Origin of the sequence: Actinoplanes sp. NPDC049316 (assembly GCF_040677315.1) — a bacterium.
Taxonomy (GTDB): domain Bacteria; phylum Actinomycetota; class Actinomycetes; order Mycobacteriales; family Micromonosporaceae; genus Actinoplanes.
In genome coordinates this window covers 400,071-421,216 of sequence record NZ_JBFAQM010000002.1, presented here as the reverse complement: position 1 = coordinate 421,216, position 21,146 = coordinate 400,071, and the positions used below count along the sequence as shown (strand labels likewise).

Below are 21,146 nucleotides of genomic sequence, written 5' to 3'. Positions count from 1 at the left end.
CCGGGTACGGACGGCAGTGTCAGCTATCCGATCGTTGCCGCGGTACGCAGACCTTGACAGCGGCCGGTGCCACCTCGACGCGGATCTTCTTGACCTTGTCCCGGGAGCCGCCGTCCAGCTCGTACGTCAGTGGCTCCTGCAGCTTGACGTCGATACGGCGCGCGCGGGTCATGTGCACGAACGGCGACTCCTCGGACCGGCCGACCGCCATCCGGCCCATCGTCCGGGCCCACTGCGTCGCGCCACGCGCGGTGGCCACGCCCACGTCCAGCCAGCCGTCGTCCGGCTTCGCGTCGTCGAACGCGGTGATGCCGCCGGTGATCATGCTGACGTTGCCGACCAGCACGCAGGTCGCCTCGTCGGAGAACCAGTCGGTGCCGTCCACCTTGATCTTCGCTTTGGGGGCGGCGTCGTCGAGGTGGCGCAGGCCGGTCCAGACGTACGCCATCTTGCCCATGCGGTCCTTCAGCTCGCCGTCCGCGTCATGGATCATCGCGCCGTCGAAGCCGATGCCGGCCATGACCGCGAAGTGCTCGCCGTTGAGCACCCCGAGATCCAGCCGGTGCCGCCGGCCGTGGAAGGCGGTCTGCACGGCGCCGGCCACGTCACCGGGGATGCCGAGGTTCGTGGCGAGCAGGTTGGCCGTACCGGCGGGGATGATGCCCACCGGGATCCGCGACCCGCCCTTCGCGCCGGCCAGCGCGTCGAGCGTCCGCTGCACCATGCCGTCACCGCCCCAGACGATCAGCAGGTCGGGCTTCTCCTTGACGGCCTTGCGCACCTGCTTGGGGGCCTTCTTGCTCTTCGGCACCTCGTACCAGAGCAGATCATCGACGCCTTCGTCGGTGACGAGCCGCCGCAGCTCGTCGAGCCCGCCGCCGAGCGTCTTGCGCTGGTGGGCCACCACGGCGACCTTCCGGGGAGTACGCATGCGACCGCCGTTACCCGAACCCCGGATTTTTCAAGCGTCCCCGCTCAGTGGACGGTCTCGCGCATGCGCTGTTCCGCTGCGGCGCTGCGGATCACCATCAGGCGAAGCTCCAGCTCGTCGGAGACCATCGAGGCGAGGTGCTCCAGCGCCTTGAGCTGGCGGGGCGTCGCCTCGCGGGGCCGGTTGTCGATCACGTTGACCGTGCCGAGGCGGTAGCCGTCGTGCGTACGGATGGGTGCCGCCGCGTAGAAGCGCAGGCCCAGCTCGCCGCGCACCAGCGGGTGCTCGAGCGTACGGGGGTCCACGGCCGCGTTGTTGATGACGTACACGTCGTCCTGGGCGATGACCGAGGCGCACAGGCCCGGCTCCTTGCCGACCTCGCGGACCCCGGTCAGGCCCTGGCAGGCGGCGAGCCAGACGCGGTCCTGCTCCACCAGCGACACCGTGGCGATGGGGGTGTCGAAGATGGCGCCGGCCACGAAAGCGATGCGGTCGTACGCGTCCTCCACCGGCTGGTCGACGAGCCGGTAGCGGCGGACGGCCTCGAGCCGCTGCTGCTCCTGCTGCCCTACGGTGTCCAGGTATTCGTAGGCTCCGCCCGAGATCGGGCTGCTGTTCGTCACGATGAGGCCCCTCACACAGTGATCGTCCGTGGTGACTGTGAGCGTAGTGAAAGTTGCGGGGGGTGCCGCAATGCCCACGTCCAGGTAATTGCCAGGCACGGGCGCCCCGGCGGAAGAATGTCGCACAAACTGTCGGGGTAGTAGATCAGCGTGAACCCACCGGTAGCGGCCGTAGTCGGGCAACTCGCCCGTGACCTCGTCCTGTCCGTCGACGCCGTCCCCGGCGCGGGAAGCGCCGCCGATGCGCTCGACCGCCGGGAACAGCTGGGCGGGAAGGGCGCCAACCAGGCCGTCTCGCTCGCGCAGCTGGGCGTACGGCCCCGGCTCGTGGCCGTGGCCGGCGAGGACGTCATCGGCGACGTGCTGCTCGACCAGGCGCGGCGCGACGGCATCGACGTCACCGCGGTCGTCCGCCGCCGCGGCGCGCTCACCGGGCTGATCGTCGAGGTGCTCGACGCCGAAGGCCGGTGGCGGTACGTGCAGCATCTGCCCGAGGCCGTGCTGCTCACCGATCGTGACGTCGAGGCGGCGCGTACGGTCATCGCCGGTGCTGACGCCGTACTCGTGCAGTTGCAGCAGCCCGCGACGGCCGCGCTGGCCGCCGCCCGGATCGGCCACGACGCGGGCCGGCTGGTCGTGCTGGACGGCGCTCCGCAGGAGCGGGCGGACGACCTGCTCGCGGCGGCCGACGTGGTCCGGGCCGACGAGCAGGAGACCGAGTTGCTGCTCGGCGGGAAAGCGACCGTCGAGCGTGCGCGGGCGCTGCTGGAGAAAGGACCGCGCCTGCTGGCGCTCGGGGTCGAGGACGGCAACCTGTTCGTCTGGCGGGACGGGGACGTGCGCCTGCCGCTGACCGACGAGAAGGTCGTGGACACGACCGGCGGAGGTGACGCGTTCACGGCCGCGCTGACGGCGTCGCTGCTGCGCGGCGACGACCCGGCGACGGCCGCGCGGTGGGCGGTGGCGGCGTCCGGCGCGACCGTCGGGCACCCGGGCGGACGGCCGGACCTGAGCACCGGGGAACTGGAGAAGCGCGTGAAGGAGATCGCCGGTGGGTGAGATCGGGCCCGCCGAGCCGTGGGCCGTCCGGGAGACCGGCCTGACCGACGAGACGCTCACCACCGCACAGCTGCGCCAGTCCGAATCCGTCTTCGCCCTCGCCAACGGGCACATCGGCCTGCGCGGCAACCTCGACGAGGGCACGCCCGACGGCATGCCGGGCACGTATCTCAACTCGCTGTTCGAGGAACGCGACCTCGTCTACCCCGAGGCCGGGTACGGCTTCCCGGAGACGACGCAGACCATTGTGGACGCGCCGAACGGCAAGCTCATCGCGCTCACCGTGGACGATGAGCCGTTCGACGTGCGTACCGGCACACTGCGCCGGCACGAACGCTGCCTGGACCTGCGCGCGGGCACCCTGCAGCGGGACGTCGAATGGGTGTCGGGCGCCGGCGCCGCCGTGCGGATCCGCAGCACCCGGCTGGTGTCGTTCCCGCACCCGGCGATCGCGGCGATCCGGTACGAGGTGGAGGCGCTGGACCGCCCGGTGCGCATCCGGATCGACTCCGACCTGCTCGCCAACGAGGAACAGCCCGACCAGCGCGACGACCCGCGCGCCTCGGCCACCCTGGAGGCGCCGCTGCGACCGGTCTCGCACTCGCGGGACGTGCTGCTGCACCGCACCGCGCGCAGCGGCATCGAGGTGGCGTCCGCGGTCGCGCACACCGGGGCCCCGGTCACCACGTCCAGCGAACCGGACCGCATCCGGGCCGTCGTCAGCACGACGCTGCGGCCCGGCGAGCCGCTGCGGTTGGAGAAATTCCTCGCGTACGCGTGGCACGAGGCCGACCCCGTCACCAAGGCGCTCGCCGACCGCGACGAGGCCGTCGAGCTGGGCTTCGACACCCTGCTGCACCGGCAGCGGGAGTACCTCGACGAGTTCTGGGAGAGCGCGGACGTCGAACTCGACGGCGACCCCGAAGTGCAGCAGGGCGTCCGGTTCGGCCTTTTCCACGTGCTGCAGGCCGGCGCCCAGGCCGGCCCCCACCCCATCGCGGCCAAAGGGCTGACCGGCAACGGGTACGACGGCCACGTGCTCTGGGACACCGAGACGTTCGTGCTGCCCGTGCTCACGTACACGCATCCGGCGTGCGTCGGGATGGCGCTGCGCTGGCGGCACCGGACGCTCGGCGCGGCCCGCGACCGGGCGCGGGAGCTGCGGCTGGCCGGGGCGGCGTACCCGTGGCGCACGATCGGCGGCACCGAGTGCTCCGGCTACTGGCCGGCCGGGACGGCGGCGCTGCACGTCAACGCGGACATCGCGGCGGCGGTGCTGCGCTACGTCGCGGCCACCGGCGACGAGGAGTTCCTGCGCGAGGCCGGGCTGGAGATCCTCGCCGAGACGGCGCGCCTGTGGAGCCGCATCACCCACGCCGACGACGACGGCGTGGTCCACATCTCGGGGGTGACCGGGCCCGACGAGTACACGGCCCTGGTCGACGACAACGTCTTCACCAACCTCATGGCCCGGCAGAACCTGCTCGGCGCGGCGTCCTGCTCCGCCGGCACCGCCGACGAGGTGAGCGCGTGGCGGGAGGCGGCCGAGCGGCTCTTCGTCCCGTACGCCGACCAGCGTCAGGTGCACGAGCAGCACGCCGGCTTCACGCGGCTGGAGGAGTGGGACTTCGACGAGACGAAGGACGACGACTACCCGCTGATGCTGCACTACCCGTACCTCGACCTGTACCGCCGCCAGGTGGTCAAGCAGGCCGACCTGGTGCTGGCCATGATGCTGCACGCGGACGCGTTCACACCGGAGCAGAAGCGGCGCAACTTCGCCTACTACGAGGCCCGTACGGTCCGCGACTCCTCGCTGTCCGCGCCGGTCCAGGCGGTCCTCGCCGCGGAGACCGGCCACCTCGACCTCGCCCACGACTACCTCGCCGAGGCGGCCCTGCTCGACCTGCGCGCCGGCGGCGAATCCAGCGGCGACGGGCTGCACATCGCCGCCTGCGCGGGGGCATGGATCGCGCTGGTCCAAGGCTTCGGCGGCTTCCGGGACCACGGCGGGCGGGCGTCGTTCGCACCCCGGCTGCCGTCGCATCTGCCCCGCATGCGGTTCTGCCTGCGCTGGCGGGGCAGCCGCCTCCGCGTCACTGTCACCCCGGCCTCGGTGACGTACGAGAACACGGGGGACGAGGTGACGTTCCGCCACTACGAGTCCCCGGTGACCCTGGCGGACGGAGAGGCGACGACGATCGCGCTGGAGCCGGTCGAGAACCGTCCCGCTCCGCCGTCACCGCGGCCACCGGTCCGCAGGCGCGACGCGCTGGACCCGTCCTAGTCGTCTTCGCGGGGGAGGGCGCGCAGCCTCACCCGGGTGATCGCGCGGCCGGTCACCTCGACGACCTCGGCCGTGAACTGCGGCAGCGTGACGATCTCGCCGGGCGCGGTCGGGATGTGGCCCAGCGAGGCGAGGACCATGCCGGCGATGGTCGTGTAGTCACCCTCGTCCGGCGCCTCGCCGGCGAAGCCGATGTCCGGCAGGTCGTGGATCGGGAACGACCCGGGCATCAGCAGCGCGCCGTCGGGCTCGGTGACGACCGCCTGCACGTCCCGGTCCGTCTCGTCGTAGATCTCCCCGACGATCTCCTCGACCAGGTCCTCCATGGTGACGATCCCGTCGATCGCGCCGCGCTCGTCCACGACCATCGCCAGCTGCTCCCGCTCCAGCCGCATCTGCCGCAGCGCGTCGGACACCCGCAGCGTCTCCGGCAGGAACAGCCCCTGCCGCGCCACCGCGTCGACCGGGCCGTCGGCGCCGACCAGCTCCCGCAGATGCACGACCCCGATGACGTCGTCCAGCCCCGCCGGACCCACCACCGGCGCCCGCGAATGGCCACCCTTGATCAGCTGGGCCAGGGCCTCCCTCGCGGGCAGCCCGGTGGGCAGCGACAACACGTCCCGGCGCGGGACGAGGATCTCCCGCAGGTTCCGGTCCGCGATCTCGAAGGCGCCCGAGATGATCGTCCGCTGCTCGACGGAGAAGTCCCGCTGCGCGGCCACCATGTCGCGGATCTCCTCGGTGCTCACCTCCTCCCGCTGCGCCCGCGGATCCCCGCCGGCCAGCCGGACGACCAGGTCGGTGGCGGCGCTGAGCAGCCACACCGCCGGCCGCGAGATCGTCGAGAGCAGGTCCAGCGGCCGGGCCACCAGCAGCGCCCAGCCCTCCGTACGCTGCATCGCGATCCGCTTCGGCGCCAGCTCACCGATCACCAGCGTGACGAAGGTCAGCACGACGGTGACCAGCACGATCGCGGTCGGCCGCGCGGCCGCGCCCAGAAACCCCAGCGGCTCCACCAGCGGCTCCGACAGCGACACGGCAGCCGCCGCGGACGCCAGGAAGCCGGCCAGCGTGATCCCGATCTGGATGGTGGCGAGGAACCGGTTCGGGTCGCGCGTCAGCCGGCCCAGCACCCGCCCGGACCGGGAGGTGCGCTCCAGCTTGTGCAGCTGGCTGTCCCGCAGCGAGACCAGCGCCATCTCGCTGCCGGAGAAGGCCGCGTTGACCAGTACGAGCACCAGCACGAGCACGATCTGCCCGCCTATGCCATCCACGACAGCCTCAGCCCCTCGGCGAATGGATCACGAGCCCCACACGCTAACGACCGGGGAGGGCGGCCGCGTGGGCGCGGGGCAAAACCCGCTCATCAGGGTACGGGCCGAGCCGGCGCCTTCTCGTGCCGCTCCGCCGGGCGTACGGATGCCGCCCGGCGGGTGGCGGGCTCGCGTGCCGGGGGTGGCGGGCCTTGCGTGGCCGTGTTCGCGTGCCGGGGGTGGCGGGCTTTGCGTGGCCGTGTTCGCGTGCCGGGGGTGGCGGGCCTTGCGTGGCCGTGTTCGCGTGCGCCGGTGGTGGGGTCGCGGGCGGGTGGCGGTCAGCCGGCTTCGTCGGCCCAGACGCGCCAGTCGTCCAGGACGCCGTAGAGCTCCGGGGTCAGCCAGCCCGGCGCCGAGCGCTGGAAGACGCCCGGCTCCATCTGGCCCGCGCCGTCCGGGAGGGCGCCGACCAGGTGCGGGACCAGCTCGGTGAGGTTGGCCCAGTGGACGAGTTCCGGCTCGGCCGGCCAGGCGCCGAGCACCACCTTCGCGGGCACGCCGCGGCGGTCCAGGGCCTCCAGGGTCAGCGCCGTGTGGTTGAGCGTGCCGAGGCCCGCGCGGGACACGACGATCGTCTGGGCGCCGAGCGCGGTGGCCAGGTCGGCGACCGTCCACGCCTCGCCGGACGGGCGTACCCCCATCGGCACGAGCAGGCCGCCCGCCCCCTCCACCAGGACCAGGTCGTGTTTCTCGGCCTCGGCGCGTACGGCGTCGACGACCTCGTACAGCTCGAGCGGCGGCAGGCCGGCGACCCGGGCCGCGGCGAGCGGGGCCAGCGGCTCCGGGTAGGAGGCCAGCGTGCGGGTGGTGTGCGGGGACGCGAGGCGGGTGACCACCTCGATGTCGGTCGGGCCGCCCTCGGCCGTGCCGGTCTGCCCGGGCTTGAGGACGGCCACGCGCAACCCGGCGGCCTGCGCGGCGGCGGCGACGGCCGCGGTGACCACGGTCTTGCCCACGCCGGTGTCCGTGCCGGTGATCAGCACGATGCCGCGCCACTCGCCGTGCTGCGCGGGACGTGGCTCCGGCCGGGCCTCGGGTGGTGCGGCGGCCTCGGCCGGGGCGGGTGCCGGGACGGTGAGCGGGGGCAGGTCGGCGTCGGCCGGGTCCGCGGGGCCGACCCCCGGCGAGACGGGGGCCTCGGGGAGATCCGGCGAGTCCGGCAGGAGCGGCGCGGGCGAAGCGGGCGTGCCGGGAAGGACCGGTGCGGGGGAGATGGGCGCGTCCGGGAGGCCCGGTGCGGGGGAGATGGGCACGGGGGAGACCGGGGGCGGGTTCTCCTCCGGGGTCTGCGGCGGGGCGGTCTGCTGCTCGCTCGTCACGGGGCGCACTCCACGATCACGGTCAGGGCGCGGTCGAAGTCGGCCTGGCTGACGCCCGCGTTCAGGGTCAGGCGCAGGCGGGAGGAACCGTCCGGGGTGGACGGTGGGCGGAAGCAGCCCACGGCCACGTCGCGGTCGCGGCAGTCCGTCGCCCAGGCCAGGGCTGCCTCGGGGCCGGGCGCCGGCACGGACAGCACGCCCGCCGCGGGGGTGGAGACGTCGAAGCCGGCCGCGCTCAGCCGGCGTACCGTCGTCGCGGCCCGCTCCGCGAGAAGCCGGCGGCGGTCGTCGGCCGACCGGGCGACCCGGACCGCCGCACGGACCCCGGCCACGACGGCGGGTGGCGGGGCGGTGTCGTAGATGAACGTGCGGCCGGTGTCGACCAGGTGGCGGATGAGTGCCTCCGGGCCGGCGATGACGCCGCCCGCGCCGCCCAGCGACTTCGACAGCGTCGCCGTCACCACCACGTCGGGTGCTCCGGCGAGCCCGGCCGCCGCGACCCCGCCGGCGCCCTCGGGGCCGAGGACGCCGAGGGCGTGCGCGTCGTCGACCAGCATCAGCGCGCCGTGCGCGGACGTCACCGCGTGCAGGCCGGCGAGCGGAGCCAGGTCGCCGTCGACCGAGAAGACCGACTCCGTCACGAAGACGGCCGGTCGGCCGGGGTGGGCCGCGAGGATCTCCGCCAGGGCCGCCGGGTCCGCGTGCGGGGCGACCACGACCTCGGCGCCCGAGGCCTTGCAGCCGTCGATGAGCGAGGCGTGGTTGTAGCGGTCCGAGACGAGCAGCGTGCCCGGGCCGGCCAGCGCCCGGATCGCGCCGAGGTTGGCGAGGAAGCCGGACGAATAGACCAGCGCGCGGGGGAAGCCGAGCCACGCCGCGAGATCCGACTCGAGCTCCTGGTGCGCCGTCGTGGAGCCGCGGACCAGGCGCGAACCGGTGGCGCCCAGCCCGTACGCCTGCAGGGCCTCGACCGCGGCCCGCACCACCTCGGGATGGACCGCCAGGCCGAGATAGTCGTTGCCGGCCAGGTCGACGACGGCGTCGCCGGCGGCGCGGGGGCGCAGCGTCCGGGTGAGCCCGGCCTTCGCCCGCGTGCGGGCCTGCCGTTCCAGCTCCTCCTGCCAGCCCGTCACCGCATCCTCGCTCTTCGCCGATCCGAGTCGTTCGCCGGGGAAACTATCACTCACCACCGACAACCCCGCGGGCCGGAACGGCCTTGTAGGGTACGGGCCATGCCAGACATCCTCGACCGGGCGCGCGCCCAGGTGCTAACTGACGGCGTCGGCCTCGACGAGGCGGGCATCCTCGAAGTGCTGCGACTGCCCGACGAGGATCTGCCGCAGCTGCTCCAGCTCGCGCACGAGGTGCGCATGGCGTGGTGCGGCCCGGAGGTCGAGGTCGAGGGCATCGTCTCGCTCAAGACCGGCGGCTGCCCCGAGGACTGCCACTTCTGCTCCCAGTCGGGGCTGTTCACCTCGCCCGTGCGGGCGGTCTGGCTGGACATCCCGGCCCTCGTGGAGGCCGCCAAGCAGACCGCGGCGACCGGCGCGACCGAGTTCTGCATCGTCGCGGCGGTGCGCGGGCCGGACGAGCGGCTCATGGCGCAGATGCGTGAGGGCGTCGCGGCGATCAAGGCCGCGGTCGACATCCAGGTCGCGGCGAGCCTCGGCATGCTCACCCAGGAGCAGGTCGACGAGCTGGTCGAGATGGGCGTGCACCGCTACAACCACAACCTCGAGACCTGCCGGTCGTACTTCCCCAACGTGGTCACCACCCATTCGTGGGAGGAGCGCTGGGGCACGTTGAAGATGGTCCGCGACTCCGGCATGGAGGTCTGCTGCGGCGGCATCCTGGGCCTCGGCGAGACGGTCGAGCAGCGCGCCGAGTTCGCGGCGCAGCTCGCCGAGCTGGACCCGCACGAGGTCCCGCTGAACTTCCTCAACCCGCGGCCGGGCACCCCGCTCGGCGACCGCCCGGTGGTGGAGGGCAAGGACGCGCTGCGCGCCATCGCCGCGTTCCGGCTGGCCATGCCGCGGACGATCCTCCGGTACGCGGGCGGCCGCGAGATCACGCTCGGCGACCTGGGCACCCGCGACGGCCTGCTCGGCGGCATCAACGCGGTGATCGTCGGCAACTACCTGACGACGCTCGGCCGCCCGGCCACCGCGGACCTCGAGCTGCTCCAGGAGCTCAAGATGCCGGTCAAGGCGCTGTCGGCGACCCTGTGACGGTCCTGGTGTACTGCGACCGCTGCGGAGAGGCGACCGCCGAGGGCGACCACACGGCGTGCGCGGCGGCCCGGCAGCTGGAGCCGCCCCGCTACTGCCCGGACTGCCGGCGCCGGATGAAGGTGCAGGTGGTCCCCGCCGGCTGGACGGCGACCTGCGTGGAACACGGTGTCCGCCGTTCCTGAAAGCGCCGATCCCGCTCCGGCCGGGCCGGCTTCCGGCGGGCCGGCGCCCGCCGGGCCGGTGCTGACGGGCGCGCTCGTCGTGCTCAGGCCGGCCACCGAGGACGATGTGCCGGCGCTGGCCGCCATCCGGGCGACCCCCGAGGTGCGGGCGCGGTGGCGCGGCGACGACGACGCGTCCGCCGAGATCCGCGAATCGATCGCCGAGATGGGCGACCGCCACCTGGCGATCCTGGTGGACGGCCGGGTCGCCGGGGTGATCCAGTGGTCGGCCGAGGAGGATCCGGACTACCGGCACGCGAGCGTCGACATCTATCTCGACCCGGCGGTGCACGGCCGGGGCATGGGCACGGACGCGGTCCGTACGCTGGCCGCCCACCTGATCGACGTCGAGGGGTTCCACCGGCTGGTCATCGACCCCGCGGCGGACAACGAGCCGGCGATCCGGTGTTACGCCAAGGTGGGCTTCCGCCCGGTGGGGATCATGCGGCAGTACGAGCGCGGCGCCGACGGCACGTGGCACGACGGGCTGCTGATGGACCTGCTGGGCGCCGAGTTGGTCCGGTAGCGGACCCTTCGGCGACGGTGGACCCGCAAGGGCCCACCGTCGCCGCTCTCACCCGTCACCCGGAGGTGGCAGGAGTCTCATCCGGCGCGGGCCGTCGGCCACCGACCGGCAGCGTCACGCTCAGCATCGCGCCGTCGCGGTGCGCCGGGCCGGCCGCGCCGAGCCGCCGCAACGTCCGCAGCATCGCCACGTTCTCCGCGCCGACGTGGGCGACGACCGCCTCGAGATCGGCGCGGGCCGCCCACGCGATCAGGCGGCGCAGCAGCGTCGTCCCGATGCCCCGCCGCTGCCACGCGGCCCCGACGAGCACGGCCACCTCGCCGAGGTCGCCCTCGGTGCGTACGGTGGCCGTCGCCACGACGCGCTCCTCGCCGGTGGCCGGGTCGGTGTGCGTCGCGAGCAGGGTGAGCCCGTTCGCCGGCTCCAGCAGCCGGCGCAGGCGGCCGTCACTCCAGCCGTGCAGGCGGCGTACGCCCTCGAGGTCTTCGGCGGTGGCCTCGCGCACCAGCAGCTCGGCGCCGTCGGGCAGCAGCAGCGTGGTCTGCTCGGCCGAGCGGCGCAGCACCGAGCTGCTCACCTCGACCAGGGCCTGGGCCCGGGCGTATTCGGCCGGGGTGAACGCCGGGGCCGGCCGGAGCACCTCGTAGGTCCCGCCGGCCGGGTCGATCAGCGTCATGTGCTGCTCGTCGTAGCCGTGCAGGACCACCGAGCCGGCCGGGCGCCAGCGCACCTCGGCGGCGTCGAGCAGGGCGACGAGCGCCTCGCCCAGGGCCTCCGGGTCGTGCACGAGACGGCCGGCCAGGGCCAGCGCGCGGGTCGGCTGGTCGGCGAGGCCCTGCGCCTCGGCGCGGGTGACGAAGGCGTCGCGGCCGCGGCCGCGGGTGATCGCCGCGTGCAGCTCCTGCTCCGACATGGTGTCCGGAGCGTCGACGAGGAAGTCGTCGACCGCGCCCTCCTCGGTCGTGTGGACCTGGACGGCGAGGATGTTGACCGACCGCAGCGCCAGGCTGGCGGTCAGCACGGAGAGGTAGCCCGGCCGATCGTCGACCGTCGCCCGGATCCGCCACAGCGCCACGGGTAGGCACGTCCCTTCGCAGATCGAAGCACCCTGAACCGACTGTAAGCCTGCCTCTGCGGTGTTACCTGCGCATTGCCTGAGCTGGGGAAACTATGAGGGGTCAGTCACAGCCGATGCGACCGGCGGCACACCGGCGCGGTCGAGGCGGTCGCCCAGGATCACGGCGGCGGCGCGGACGAGCTGCGCGATCCGGTCCACCTCGGTGACGTGGAAGGCGGCCGCGGGCAGGTCGTCGTCGTCCGTACGCGCGATGAGCAGCACCAGCCCCGCGCGGCCGAACGGGGCCACGGCGTACCGGGTGCCGTCGGGGCCGGTCAGCGGACGGGCCCGCAGCGGGGTGACCTCGGGCAGGCGCAGCGGCGCGGGAGCGCGCCAGCTCGCGTACGCCACCGTCGGCTCGCTCCCGGTGGACAGGCGCAGCGACGGCTCGCCGGGTGGGGCGGGACGCGGCGCGGCCGTACGGGCGGCCCAGTCGGCCGGCACCACCGCGGCGGCGGCCCAGTCGGCGGCGAGCAGCCCGGGCACCGCGTCGACCAGGGTGGCGAGCCCGTCGCCGGGGTTGGCGGCCACCTGGGCGAGCAGCTCGGCGTCGTGGCCGCCGGAGACGGGCGCGCCGATGGCCTTCCACACCCCGTCGACCTGTACGCCCGGGATCGCGGCGAGCCCGGCGAGGAGCCGCTCGACGCGGGAGGCGCCCGGCCACACGACGGTGAAGTCGTCGACGGCCCGTCCGCCGAGCCGCTCCAGCACCACCACCTGGACGATGTCGGCGCCGGCGACGCCCAGCGTGCGCGCTACCTGGCCGAGGGCGCCCGGGCGGTCCGGCAGAGTGACCCGTACGCGCAGCAACATGCGACTCCTCCCGTCTGACAGACGGCACGGCGGTGCCGTCTGAGCTGGCCTCAGCGTGCCCGAGCGGCGTTTCGCACCGGTTGCGGCGCCGTGTCCCGGCCGTCAAGGGGCGCTCGTATGCCGTGAATCACACCGAGGGTATGACGGGTCAGGCGGAGGCGCGACGGACCAGATGGGTGTCGAGCAGAACGTGGGAATCGCCGGCGGGATCACCGGCGATGCGGCTCACGAGCAGGTGCGCCATGCGCCGGCCCATCTCCTCGACCGGCTGGTGGACCGTGGTCAGCGGCGGCTCGCACTGCCGGGCGACCGGGGCGTCCTCGAAGCCGACCAGCGTCACGTCCTGCGGCACGCGCAGGCCCGCCTCCCGCAGAGCGCGCAGGGCGCCGCTGGCCATGAGGTCGGAGGCGGCGAAGACGGCGTCCAGGCCCGGCTCGCGGGCGAGCAGGGACCGCATGGCGGCCGCCCCGCCCTCCTCGCTGAAGTCGCCGTACCCGATGAGCTCCGGCCCGCGCACCGCCTCGCGGTAACCGGCGAGCCGGGCCCGGCCCACCTCCATGTCCTGCGGGCCGGCGACCGTCGCGACGCGGCGGGCGCCGCCGGCGATCAGATACTCGACCGCCTTGCGCGCGCCGGCGGCGTTGTCCACGTCGACGAAGAAGTCGTCGGGGTGCGGGCTGGCCGGCCGGCCGCCGAGCACGAACGGCATGCCCCGCTCGCGCAGGACCCGGGGAAGCGGGTCCTCGTCGTGCAGGGACAGCAGCAGCACGCCGTCGACGTGGGCGGTGGTCAGGTGCGTCTCGACGCGCTCGCGCTGCTCGGGCGAGGCGGCCATGGCCAGCCACAGCTGCAGCGGCGTCTCCAGCAGAGCGGCGTTGATGCCGCGCAGCACGCCGGCGAAGAACGGCTCGCCGAAGACGCGCTCCTGCGACTCGGACACGACCAGGGCCACCGAGTCGGTGCGCTGGGTGACCAGCGAGCGCGCGGCCCGGTTGGGCACGTACCCCAGTTCGACGATGGCCGCCTCGACGGCTGCCTTGGCCTGCGGGCTGACCTGCGAGGACCCGTTCAGGACGCGGGATGCCGTGCCGCGGCCGACACCGGCGCGCGCCGCGACGGCGTCGAGCGTGGGTCGTCCCGGCGAACGGACGGGTTGCCTGGTCATGGGCGCATTATTCTCCTGCCGTACGGTCCCTGTCCTGCCCCGTCGCGCTTAGGCTTGCGACATGATCTGCCGCGCGTGCCGCGATCGACGGCATGAGGACTGCCGGGGCGGGTCCTGGTGTGACTGCCAGCACCGGCCCGTCGAGCCGACGCCGCCCGTCACCGGCCCGGCCTCGCCATGATCCTCGAAGACCTGCTCGCGCGCTACCCGCGTGGCGGGGAACCGACTCTGCGCGTCAACTTCGTCGCCAGCGTCGACGGAGCCGTGACCGTGGACGGCAAGTCCGGCGCGCTGGGCGGTCCGGGCGACAAACAGATCTTCGACATGTTGCGGATGACCTGCGACGCGCTGATCGCCGCGGCCGGCACCGTACGCGCCGAGAAGTACGACGCGCTGCGCCTGGACGAGGCGGGCCGGGCCTGGCGGCGTTCGCAGGGGCTACCCGAATTCCCGCTGATGGTGGTGGTCTCCGGCTCGCTCGACCTCGACCCCGGCCAGCTGATCTTCTCCGACGCCCCGATCCGGCCCCTGGTCGTCACCACCTCACGCGCGGTGCCGCCGGCCGGCCTCGCCGACGTCACGGAGATCCTGCCGCTCGGTGACGAGAAGGTCGACCTCGCCGCGATGGTGGCCGAGCTGCACCGCCGCGGCGCCACCCAGCTGCTCTGCGAGGGCGGCCCCCGGTTGTTCGGCTCGCTCATCGAAGCGGACCTCGTCGACGAGGTGTGCCTGACCGTCTCGCCGCTGCTCGCCGGCGGCACCGCGGGCCGCATCGCGGCCGGGACCGACGGCCCGGCGCGGCGCCTGGCGCTGCGCAGCATCCTCTCCGAGGACGACGAGCTCTTCCTGAGGTACGCCCGCAGCACCTAGTTCTTGTGGACAAACCTGTGGATGACCCCTAGAAGTTGTGGACACGGCGTGCCAACCCACCGGGCGTCCGACAAGTGTCGTACCTCTGGTGCAACATGATCGGCGTGTCTGACGAAGCAACCGAAGCGAGCGAGCCGGTCGGGCGGGTGCTCGGCACCGCCGACGCCACCCCGTTGCAGTTCTGGACGGCCGTGACGCCGGGCAGCTACCTGCAGCTCGACGACGTGGTCGTGACCACCCGCGACCTGCCGGACCGGGAGCCGGTGACGATCGCCGGCGTGGTCACCCAGGTCCGCGCGCGGCACGAGGGCGCCCAGTTCGACTCGGACGTCTTCGCCATCGCCGAGGGCACCCTGCCCGCGCTCGTCCAGGAGGCCGCGGAGGTCACCACCACCCGCGTCGACCCGGAGCTGTATGTGCCACCCGCCCCCGGAGCGGTCGTGCGGCGGGCCTCCGGCTCCGCGCGGGACGCGGCGCTGCACTTCGACCGGATGGAGCGCCGGGTGCCGATGGGCACCGGCCGCGACGGCGTCCCGGTGTTCCTCAACGCCGACTTCCTCGACGGCACCCGCGGCGCGCACGTGTCGATCTCCGGCATCTCGGGCGTGGCGACCAAGACCAGCTTCGCGACGTTCCTGCTCTACTCGGTCTTCCGGTCCGGGGCGCTGGGCGCCGACGGCACCAACGCGCGGGCGCTGATCTTCAACGTCAAGGGCGAGGACCTGCTCTTCCTCGACCACGGCAACACCAAGCTGGACGATGTCACCACCTCGGCGTACAAGCTGCTCGACCTGCCCGCGACCGCTTTCCCCGACGTGCGGGTGTACGCGCCGCCCCGGGCCGGCGACTCCTCGGGCGCGCCCGACGTCAACAGCCGGCTCACCGGCGTCGACAGCTTCTACTGGACGCTCGAGGAGTTCTGCGCCAACCGGCTCCTGCCGTACGTGTTCGCCGACGCCGACGACGAGCGCCAGCAGTACACGATGGTCGTGCACTCGGTGACCGCGCACCTGGCCCGGCACGCGGTCGCCGCGGAGGGCGGCATCAGCATCGACGGGCGCCGCCTCGGGTCGTACGGCGACCTCGTCGACCACGTGGTGGACCAGCTCACCGATGACGAGACCCGGTCCACCTGGGCCGGCAGCGCGGTCAACATGGGCACGGTCAACGCGTTCGCCCGCCGGCTCATCGGCAGCAAGCGGGACCTGTCCCGGCTGATCCGCGGCGACCTCGCCGCCCGCCGGCCGCACCAGATCAAGACCGCCGAGAGCGCCCAGGTCACCGTCGTCGACCTGCACAACCTGCCCGACCGCGCGCAGCGCTTCGTGGTCGGCGTAACGCTGAAGACCGAGTTCGACGACAAGGAGAAGTCGGGCACCGGCCGGCCGCTGCTCTTCGTCGTCCTCGACGAGCTCAACAAGTACGCGCCTCGCGAGGGCTCCTCGCCGATCAAGGAGGTGCTGCTCGACATCGCCGAGCGCGGCCGGTCCCTGGGCGTCATCCTCATCGGGGCCCAGCAGACCGCCAGTGAGGTCGAGCGCCGCATCGTCACCAACTCGGCGATCCGCGTCGTCGGCCGCCTCGACCCCGCCGAGGCCTCCCGCCCGGAGTACGGCTTCCTGCCCCCGGCCATGCGCCAGCGCGCGCTGCTGGCCCGGCCCGGCACGATGTTCGTCAACCAGCCGGACATCCCGGTGCCGCTCTGCGTGGAGTTCCCGTTCCCGGCCTGGGCCACCCGCAAGTCCGAGTCCGGCCCGCCGCCCGCGGGCAGTCTCCGCTCGATCGTCCAGGGCGTCGACCCGTTCGCGGTGGTCGGTGGCCGCGGCGGTTCGCCGGACGACGACATTCCGTTCTAGGGTTTCGCGATGCGCATCCTGCACACGTCCGACTGGCATGTCGGAAAGGTCCTCAAAGGGCGGCCCCGCCACGAGGAGCACATCAAGGTGCTCGCCCAGCTCGTCGAGATCGCCCGGGCGGAGCGGCCCGACCTGGTCATCGTGGCCGGCGACCTGTACGACACGGCCGCGCCGTCGCCGGACTCGACCCGGGTGGTCACCCGGGCCCTGTCGGCGCTGCGGCAGACCGGCGCCCGGGTCGTCGCCATCGGGGGCAACCACGACAACGGGCCGGCGCTCGACGCGCTGCGGCCGTGGGCCGACGCGGCCGGCATCGAGCTGCGCGGCTCGGTGCGGGACAAGCCCGAGGACCTGATCATCCGTGGTGAGACGGCGTCCGGCGAGCGCTGGCAGCTGGCGGCGCTGCCGTTCCTCTCCCAGCGCTACGCGATCCGCGCCGTGGAGATGTACGACCTGACCGCGGCCGAGGCCAACCAGACGTACGCGGACCACATCGCCCGGCTGATCGCCCGCCTCGCCGAGGGCTTCGACGAGCCCGGCGTGGTCAACCTGCTCACCGCCCACCTCACGATCGTCGGCGCCAGCGCGGGCGGCGGCGAGCGCGAGGCGCACACGGTGATGGGCTACGCCGTGCCGGCCACGGTCTTCCCGGCGAACGCGCATTACGTGGCGCTGGGTCACCTGCACCGATCGCAGCGGGTCATCGGCCCGTGCCCGGTGCGCTACAGCGGCAGCCCGCTCGCCGTCGACTTCGGCGAGGAGGAGAACGTCTGCTCGGTCGCGATCGTCGACGTCTCCACCGAGAAGGCGGCCCAGGTGCGCGACGTGCCGCTGACCTCGGCGCGGACCCTGCGAACCGTCCGGGGCAGCCTCGATCAGCTCGCCACGGTGAACCTTCCGGAGGCGTGGCTGCGTGTCTACGTCCGTGAGACACCGCGGGTGGGCCTGCGCGAGGACGTGCAGGAGCTCCTGCCCAACGCGCTCGAGGTGCGCATCGACCCGGACATGGTTCCCGAGCCCGGCAAGCAGACGGCACAACGTGCCGGCCGCTCGCCGCGGCAACTCTTCGGCGACTACCTGGACAGCCGCGGCAACGCCGAGGAAGGCGTCCGCGAACTCTTCGACGAGCTGTATGACGAGGTGAGCACCCAGCAATGAGGCCTTTGCGGCTCGACATGGCCGGGTTCACGGTCTTCCGCGACGAGACCACCGTGGACTTCACCGACGCCGACTACTTCGCGCTGGTCGGCCCGACCGGCTCGGGCAAGTCCACAGTGCTCGACGGCATCTGCTTCGCCCTCTACGGCACCGTGCCGCGGTGGGGCGGCAGCCGCGGCATCGTCAACGCGCTCGCACCGTCGGCGACCGAGGCCCGGGTCCGGCTCGTCTTCGAGTCGGCCGGCTCGCGATACGTCGCGACCCGGGTGGTGCGCCGCGACGGCCGCGGCAGCGTCAAGACGGCCGGCGCGGGCCTGCAGCTGATGCCGCCCGGCTTCGACGTCACCCGGCTCGACACCGGCATGAGCCTCGACGACCTCGGCGACGTGCTCGCGGGCACGCCGGCCGAGATGGACCGCGCGGTCGTGGAGGCGGTGGGGCTGCCGTACGAGCAGTTCACCAGCTGTGTCGTGCTGCCGCAGGGCCAGTTCGCCGACTTCCTGCACGCCAAGCCGGCGACCCGGCAGCAGATCCTGGTGAACCTGCTCGGCCTGCACGTCTACGAGGAGGTGCAGACCCGTGCCTCCACTCGCGCCACGAAGGCGGAGGCCCAGCTCGCCGTCGTGGACCAAGCCCTGGCCGGCCTCGCCGACGCCGATGAGGAGGCGGTGGCGGCCGCGGCCGAGCGGGTCGCGGCGATGCGGCAGCTCACGGCGGCCGTCGAGGCGGCGGTGCCGCGGCTGCGCGCCGTACGCGAGCGCGAGACCGAGCTGGCCGCCGCGCGCGACGCGATCGCCGAGGAGCTCGCCGTCCTGAGCCGGGTCACCATGCCGGCCGGCAGCGCGAAGATCGCCGAGGCCGCGGCCGCCGCGCGGGACCGGGCCGCGGAGGCGGCCACGGCCGTGCGGGCCGCCGAGGAACACGAGGAGAAGGTACGCGGTGAGCTCGCGGCGGCCGGTGACGCGGGCTCGCTCGGGCTGCTGCTGGACCGTCACGTCGAGTTCGACCGGCTGACCGGCCAGGCCGAGTGGTTCGCCGGTGAGGTCTCGGTCGCCGAGGTGGAGTACAAGGACGCGATCGCCGCCGCCGAGCTGGCCCACGCCGCCCGCCTCGGAGCCGAGCAGCTGCTCGAACAGGCCCGGCTGGACTACGCCGAAGCGCAGACCGTGGACCGCGCCGCCGCGCTGCGCGCCCACCTGAAGGCCGGCGACGACTGTCCGGTGTGCACCCAGCCGGTCGCGACCGTACCCCCGATGTCCGAGGGCTCCGCGGTGAAGGTCGCCGAGCAGCAGGGCAAGGCGGCCCGCGCGGCCGCGGACGTCGCCTCCACGGCGTGGAAGCAGCGCGACGCCGTGGCCCGCGAGCTGGAGCGCGGCCTCGACCGCAAGCGGGCCCAGTTCGAGCAGCACAAGGCCCGGCTCGCCGAGGTGCAGGCCGGGCTGGCCGGCTCGCCCGGCGCCGACGCGCTGCGGGCCCGGCTCGCCGAGCTGACGAAGCTGCAGCGCAAGCTCGACGACGCGGGCGCCGACGTGCGTGCGGCCCGCGAGGCCCAGCGTCGCGCCCAGGCCGCGGTGGCGGCCGCCGAGGAGCAGCAGCGGACGGCGTGGCGCTCCTTCGACACCGTCCGCGACGCCGTGGCCCGGTTCTCCCCGCCGCCGGCCGATCGCGACGACCTCACCGGAGCCTGGACGGCGCTGGTCGGCTGGGCGCGCGGCTCGGCCGCTCAGCGGGAGACCGCACGCGCGGCGGCGGTCGCCGCGGTGGAGGCGGCGCACGCCGACACCCAGCGGGAAAGGGCCGCCGTCGTCGCGCTCTTCGCCGACACCGGTGTCCCGGCCCCGCGGAGCGGCTCCGACGCCGACCTCATCCGGGCCGCCGCGGTCGCCGCGGAGCGCGCCCAGGCCGCCTGGCAGCGGCTGGTGGACCGCCGCGAGGAAGCGCAGCGGTACGCCGAACAGCGTGCCGCGCTCGTCCGCGACGGCCGGGTCGCCAAGTCCCTCGCCGGGCACCTGCGCGCCAACAACTTCGAGCGCTGGCTGCTCGAGGAGGCGCTCGACCTGCTCGTGGACGGCGCCTCCCGGATCCTGCGCGAGCTCACCGGCGGCCAGTACGACCTCATGCACGACAAGGGCGAGTTCTACGTGATCGACCACCACGACGCGGGCTTGCGCCGGGGCGTCCGCACGCTGTCCGGCGGCGAGACGTTCCAGGCGTCGCTGGCCCTGGCCCTCGCGCTGTCCGAGCAGCTCGCCGGCATGTCCACCACGGCGGCGAGCCTCGAGTCCATCGTGCTGGACGAGGGGTTCGGCACCCTCGACGCCGCGACCCTCGACGTCGTGGCGGCGACGCTGGAGAACCTCGCCGCCCGCGGCGACCGGATGGTCGGGGTGGTCACCCACGTGCACGCCTTGGCGGAACGGGTGCCGGTGCGCTTCGAGGTGCACAAGGACGCGCGTACGGCGCACGTCGAGCGGGTGGGCCTGTGACCAGGATGTTCGTCGACGCGTGGGACCCGGCGTACGGGGCGTCGTTCGAGGGTGGCGACGGCTCCGACGGCCCCGCCTCGCCCAGCAGCGCCCAGGTCGACGCGGACGTGGAGGTGCCCGCGGCCCAGTGGGCGCCGATCGACGTGTCGCCGCGGGTGCGCTGCCCTGACGTGGTGTTCCTCGTCGACGGCGTACGCCGCAACGACGCCGGCCTCTGGACCGCCGAGGAGGACGGCCAGTCGTACGCCGGCCTCGCCGCCTCGTACGCGGCCGGCGTCGTCCGCTGCGACCTGCGCAACGGCGTGGCCGAGCTGGCCGGCGCGCGGGTCGCCCGCGGCCTGTTCACCGCCAGCCCGTCGGCCGGCGACGTCCAGGCGGGCTCCGTGCGCTACGAGATCCACCGGGTCGGCGGCACCGGCGAGGCGAGCAAACTCCCCGCGGCCGTCCAGGCCCCGCTCACCGCCCTCGAGATCGAGATCTCCGGCGAGGCCCGCCACCACGGCTCCGACGGCGCGGACCTCCTGGTGGTCGACGGCCCGCTGCGCAACCGCCGCCAGCTGCCCCGCACCATCGGCTACGTCAAGACGCAGCAGAAGCAGTACCTGCCGGCCCAGCTGACCCAGGTGGTCACGGCGTTGCGCCCGGGCCAGCGCACCCCGGTGTTCGCGCTCGGCACGGTCTGGGGCGGCTGGTCGTGGTACCTGCGCCTGCCCGGGGCCTCCGGAGCCCCGTGGTCGGGCATCGTCCGGGTGGAATGCTCGCCGGACCTGACCCCCGACGAGGCCATCGAGCTGGCCGAGCTGTCCGTGGCGACGCTGCCGCGGTTCGCGTCGTCGGCGTACAAGGACCCGCGGGCCCCGCAGAACCTGGTGCCGATCGCCGGGCTGGAGCGGCGGCTGCGCGGGATGCTGGGGGACGCGCGGGTGCTGCACCGGGCTCTGACGCTGGCCACGGCCCGCAACCGCTGACGGCCGAGCCGTCACGGCCGAGCTGCGGCGCGTCGGCGGGCGAGGCGGTGGTTGGTCGGCGGAGTGGCGGCCGGCGGGTGAGGTGGTGGTTGGTCGGCGAAGCGGCGGCCGGCGTGGTTGGTCGGCGAAGCGGCGGCCGGCATGGTTGGTCGGCGAAGCGGGCGGCCGGCGGGGTTGGTCAATGGAGCGGCGGCTGGCGGGCG

18 protein-coding genes are annotated in these 21,146 nt (G+C 73.9%); 10 read left to right on the top strand and 8 right to left on the bottom strand.

Translation table 11 applies throughout. The features are described 5' to 3' along the window. Positions 1–19: 19 nt before the first annotated feature. Together AB0K03_RS04490 and AB0K03_RS04485 are read right to left on the bottom strand one after the other, a co-directional pair. The gene (locus tag AB0K03_RS04490; protein ID WP_364680348.1) at positions 20–931 is read right to left on the bottom strand and encodes a YegS/Rv2252/BmrU family lipid kinase; all 912 of its coding nucleotides are present in this window, start codon (positions 929–931) and stop codon (positions 20–22) included. A 44-nt stretch (positions 932–975) separates the two neighbouring features. Then, positions 976–1,554, bottom strand: coding sequence for a GAF domain-containing protein (locus tag AB0K03_RS04485; protein ID WP_364680345.1), 579 nt, complete (start codon positions 1,552–1,554; stop codon positions 976–978). A gap of 150 nt (positions 1,555–1,704) precedes the next feature. Here AB0K03_RS04485 and AB0K03_RS04480 point away from each other — a divergent pair, with 150 nt between their 5' ends. Together AB0K03_RS04480 and AB0K03_RS04475 are read left to right on the top strand one after the other, a co-directional pair. Beyond that, on the top strand, positions 1,705–2,613 hold the full coding sequence (locus AB0K03_RS04480) for a PfkB family carbohydrate kinase (RefSeq protein WP_364680342.1): 909 nt from the start codon (positions 1,705–1,707) through the stop codon (positions 2,611–2,613). Next, entirely contained in the window at positions 2,606–4,900 is a 2,295-nt protein-coding gene (locus AB0K03_RS04475; protein ID WP_364680339.1) for a glycosyl hydrolase family 65 protein, read from the top strand. Before AB0K03_RS04480 ends, AB0K03_RS04475 begins: the two co-directional genes overlap by 8 nt. Here the strand turns inward: AB0K03_RS04475 and AB0K03_RS04470 are convergent. The 3 genes from AB0K03_RS04470 to AB0K03_RS04460 all read right to left on the bottom strand — a co-directional run bounded on the left by AB0K03_RS04470 (position 4,897) and on the right by AB0K03_RS04460 (position 8,665). Further along, complete coding sequence (locus AB0K03_RS04470) at positions 4,897–6,174, bottom strand: hemolysin family protein (RefSeq protein WP_364680337.1); 1,278 nt, start codon at positions 6,172–6,174, stop codon at positions 4,897–4,899. The genes AB0K03_RS04475 and AB0K03_RS04470 overlap by 4 nt on opposite strands. A gap of 317 nt (positions 6,175–6,491) precedes the next feature. Then, positions 6,492–7,199 (bottom strand): dethiobiotin synthase, encoded by a 708-nt coding sequence (gene bioD / locus AB0K03_RS04465; protein ID WP_364680731.1) that lies wholly within the window; start codon positions 7,197–7,199, stop codon positions 6,492–6,494. A gap of 329 nt (positions 7,200–7,528) precedes the next feature. Continuing rightward, positions 7,529–8,665: an 8-amino-7-oxononanoate synthase gene (locus AB0K03_RS04460; RefSeq protein ID WP_364680728.1), complete on the bottom strand. Its 1,137-nt coding sequence runs from the start codon at positions 8,663–8,665 to the stop codon at positions 7,529–7,531. Positions 8,666–8,764: 99 nt separating this feature from the next. Between AB0K03_RS04460 and bioB the strand changes: the two genes are divergently transcribed. Genes bioB through AB0K03_RS04445 form a run of 3 tightly spaced genes read left to right on the top strand, consistent with a single transcriptional unit; the run spans position 8,765 to position 10,510 of the window. Then, positions 8,765–9,760, top strand: coding sequence for a biotin synthase BioB (gene bioB / locus AB0K03_RS04455; RefSeq protein ID WP_364680334.1), 996 nt, complete (start codon positions 8,765–8,767; stop codon positions 9,758–9,760). Next, positions 9,757–9,945 carry a hypothetical protein gene (locus AB0K03_RS04450; RefSeq protein ID WP_364680331.1) on the top strand — a complete coding sequence of 63 codons (189 nt, stop codon included), beginning with the start codon at positions 9,757–9,759 and terminating at the stop codon, positions 9,943–9,945. Before bioB ends, AB0K03_RS04450 begins: the two co-directional genes overlap by 4 nt. A gap of 58 nt (positions 9,946–10,003) precedes the next feature. After that, complete coding sequence (locus AB0K03_RS04445) at positions 10,004–10,510, top strand: GNAT family protein (RefSeq protein ID WP_364680725.1); 507 nt, start codon at positions 10,004–10,006, stop codon at positions 10,508–10,510. 55 nt (positions 10,511–10,565) lie between these two features. Here the strand turns inward: AB0K03_RS04445 and AB0K03_RS04440 are convergent, their stop codons facing one another. The 3 genes from AB0K03_RS04440 to AB0K03_RS04430 form a co-directional block, all read right to left on the bottom strand. Beyond that, on the bottom strand, positions 10,566–11,585 hold the full coding sequence (locus tag AB0K03_RS04440) for a GNAT family N-acetyltransferase (protein WP_364680328.1): 1,020 nt from the start codon (positions 11,583–11,585) through the stop codon (positions 10,566–10,568). Positions 11,586–11,678: 93 nt separating this feature from the next. After that, positions 11,679–12,440, bottom strand: a complete 762-nt coding sequence (locus AB0K03_RS04435) for an amino acid-binding protein (RefSeq protein WP_364680326.1) — start codon at positions 12,438–12,440, stop codon at positions 11,679–11,681. 148 nt (positions 12,441–12,588) lie between these two features. Then, positions 12,589–13,605 carry a LacI family DNA-binding transcriptional regulator gene (locus AB0K03_RS04430; RefSeq protein ID WP_364680323.1) on the bottom strand — a complete coding sequence of 339 codons (1,017 nt, stop codon included), beginning with the start codon at positions 13,603–13,605 and terminating at the stop codon, positions 12,589–12,591. Between the two features lie 177 nt (positions 13,606–13,782). Between AB0K03_RS04430 and AB0K03_RS04425 the strand changes: the two genes are divergently transcribed. From AB0K03_RS04425 to AB0K03_RS04405, 5 genes are all read left to right on the top strand, one after another. Beyond that, complete coding sequence (locus tag AB0K03_RS04425; protein WP_364680320.1) at positions 13,783–14,475, top strand: pyrimidine reductase family protein; 693 nt, start codon at positions 13,783–13,785, stop codon at positions 14,473–14,475. A 104-nt stretch (positions 14,476–14,579) separates the two neighbouring features. Further along, positions 14,580–16,331, top strand: a complete 1,752-nt coding sequence (locus AB0K03_RS04420; RefSeq protein WP_364680317.1) for an ATP-binding protein — start codon at positions 14,580–14,582, stop codon at positions 16,329–16,331. A gap of 9 nt (positions 16,332–16,340) precedes the next feature. Further along, positions 16,341–17,489, top strand: coding sequence for an exonuclease SbcCD subunit D (locus AB0K03_RS04415; protein ID WP_364680315.1), 1,149 nt, complete (start codon positions 16,341–16,343; stop codon positions 17,487–17,489). Beyond that, on the top strand, positions 17,486–19,975 hold the full coding sequence (locus AB0K03_RS04410) for an SMC family ATPase (RefSeq protein WP_364680312.1): 2,490 nt from the start codon (positions 17,486–17,488) through the stop codon (positions 19,973–19,975). Before AB0K03_RS04415 ends, AB0K03_RS04410 begins: the two co-directional genes overlap by 4 nt. Next, the gene (locus tag AB0K03_RS04405) at positions 19,972–20,943 is read left to right on the top strand and encodes a hypothetical protein (protein WP_364680309.1); all 972 of its coding nucleotides are present in this window, start codon (positions 19,972–19,974) and stop codon (positions 20,941–20,943) included. The genes AB0K03_RS04410 and AB0K03_RS04405 overlap by 4 nt, the downstream gene beginning before the upstream one ends. Positions 20,944–21,146 lie beyond the last annotated feature (203 nt).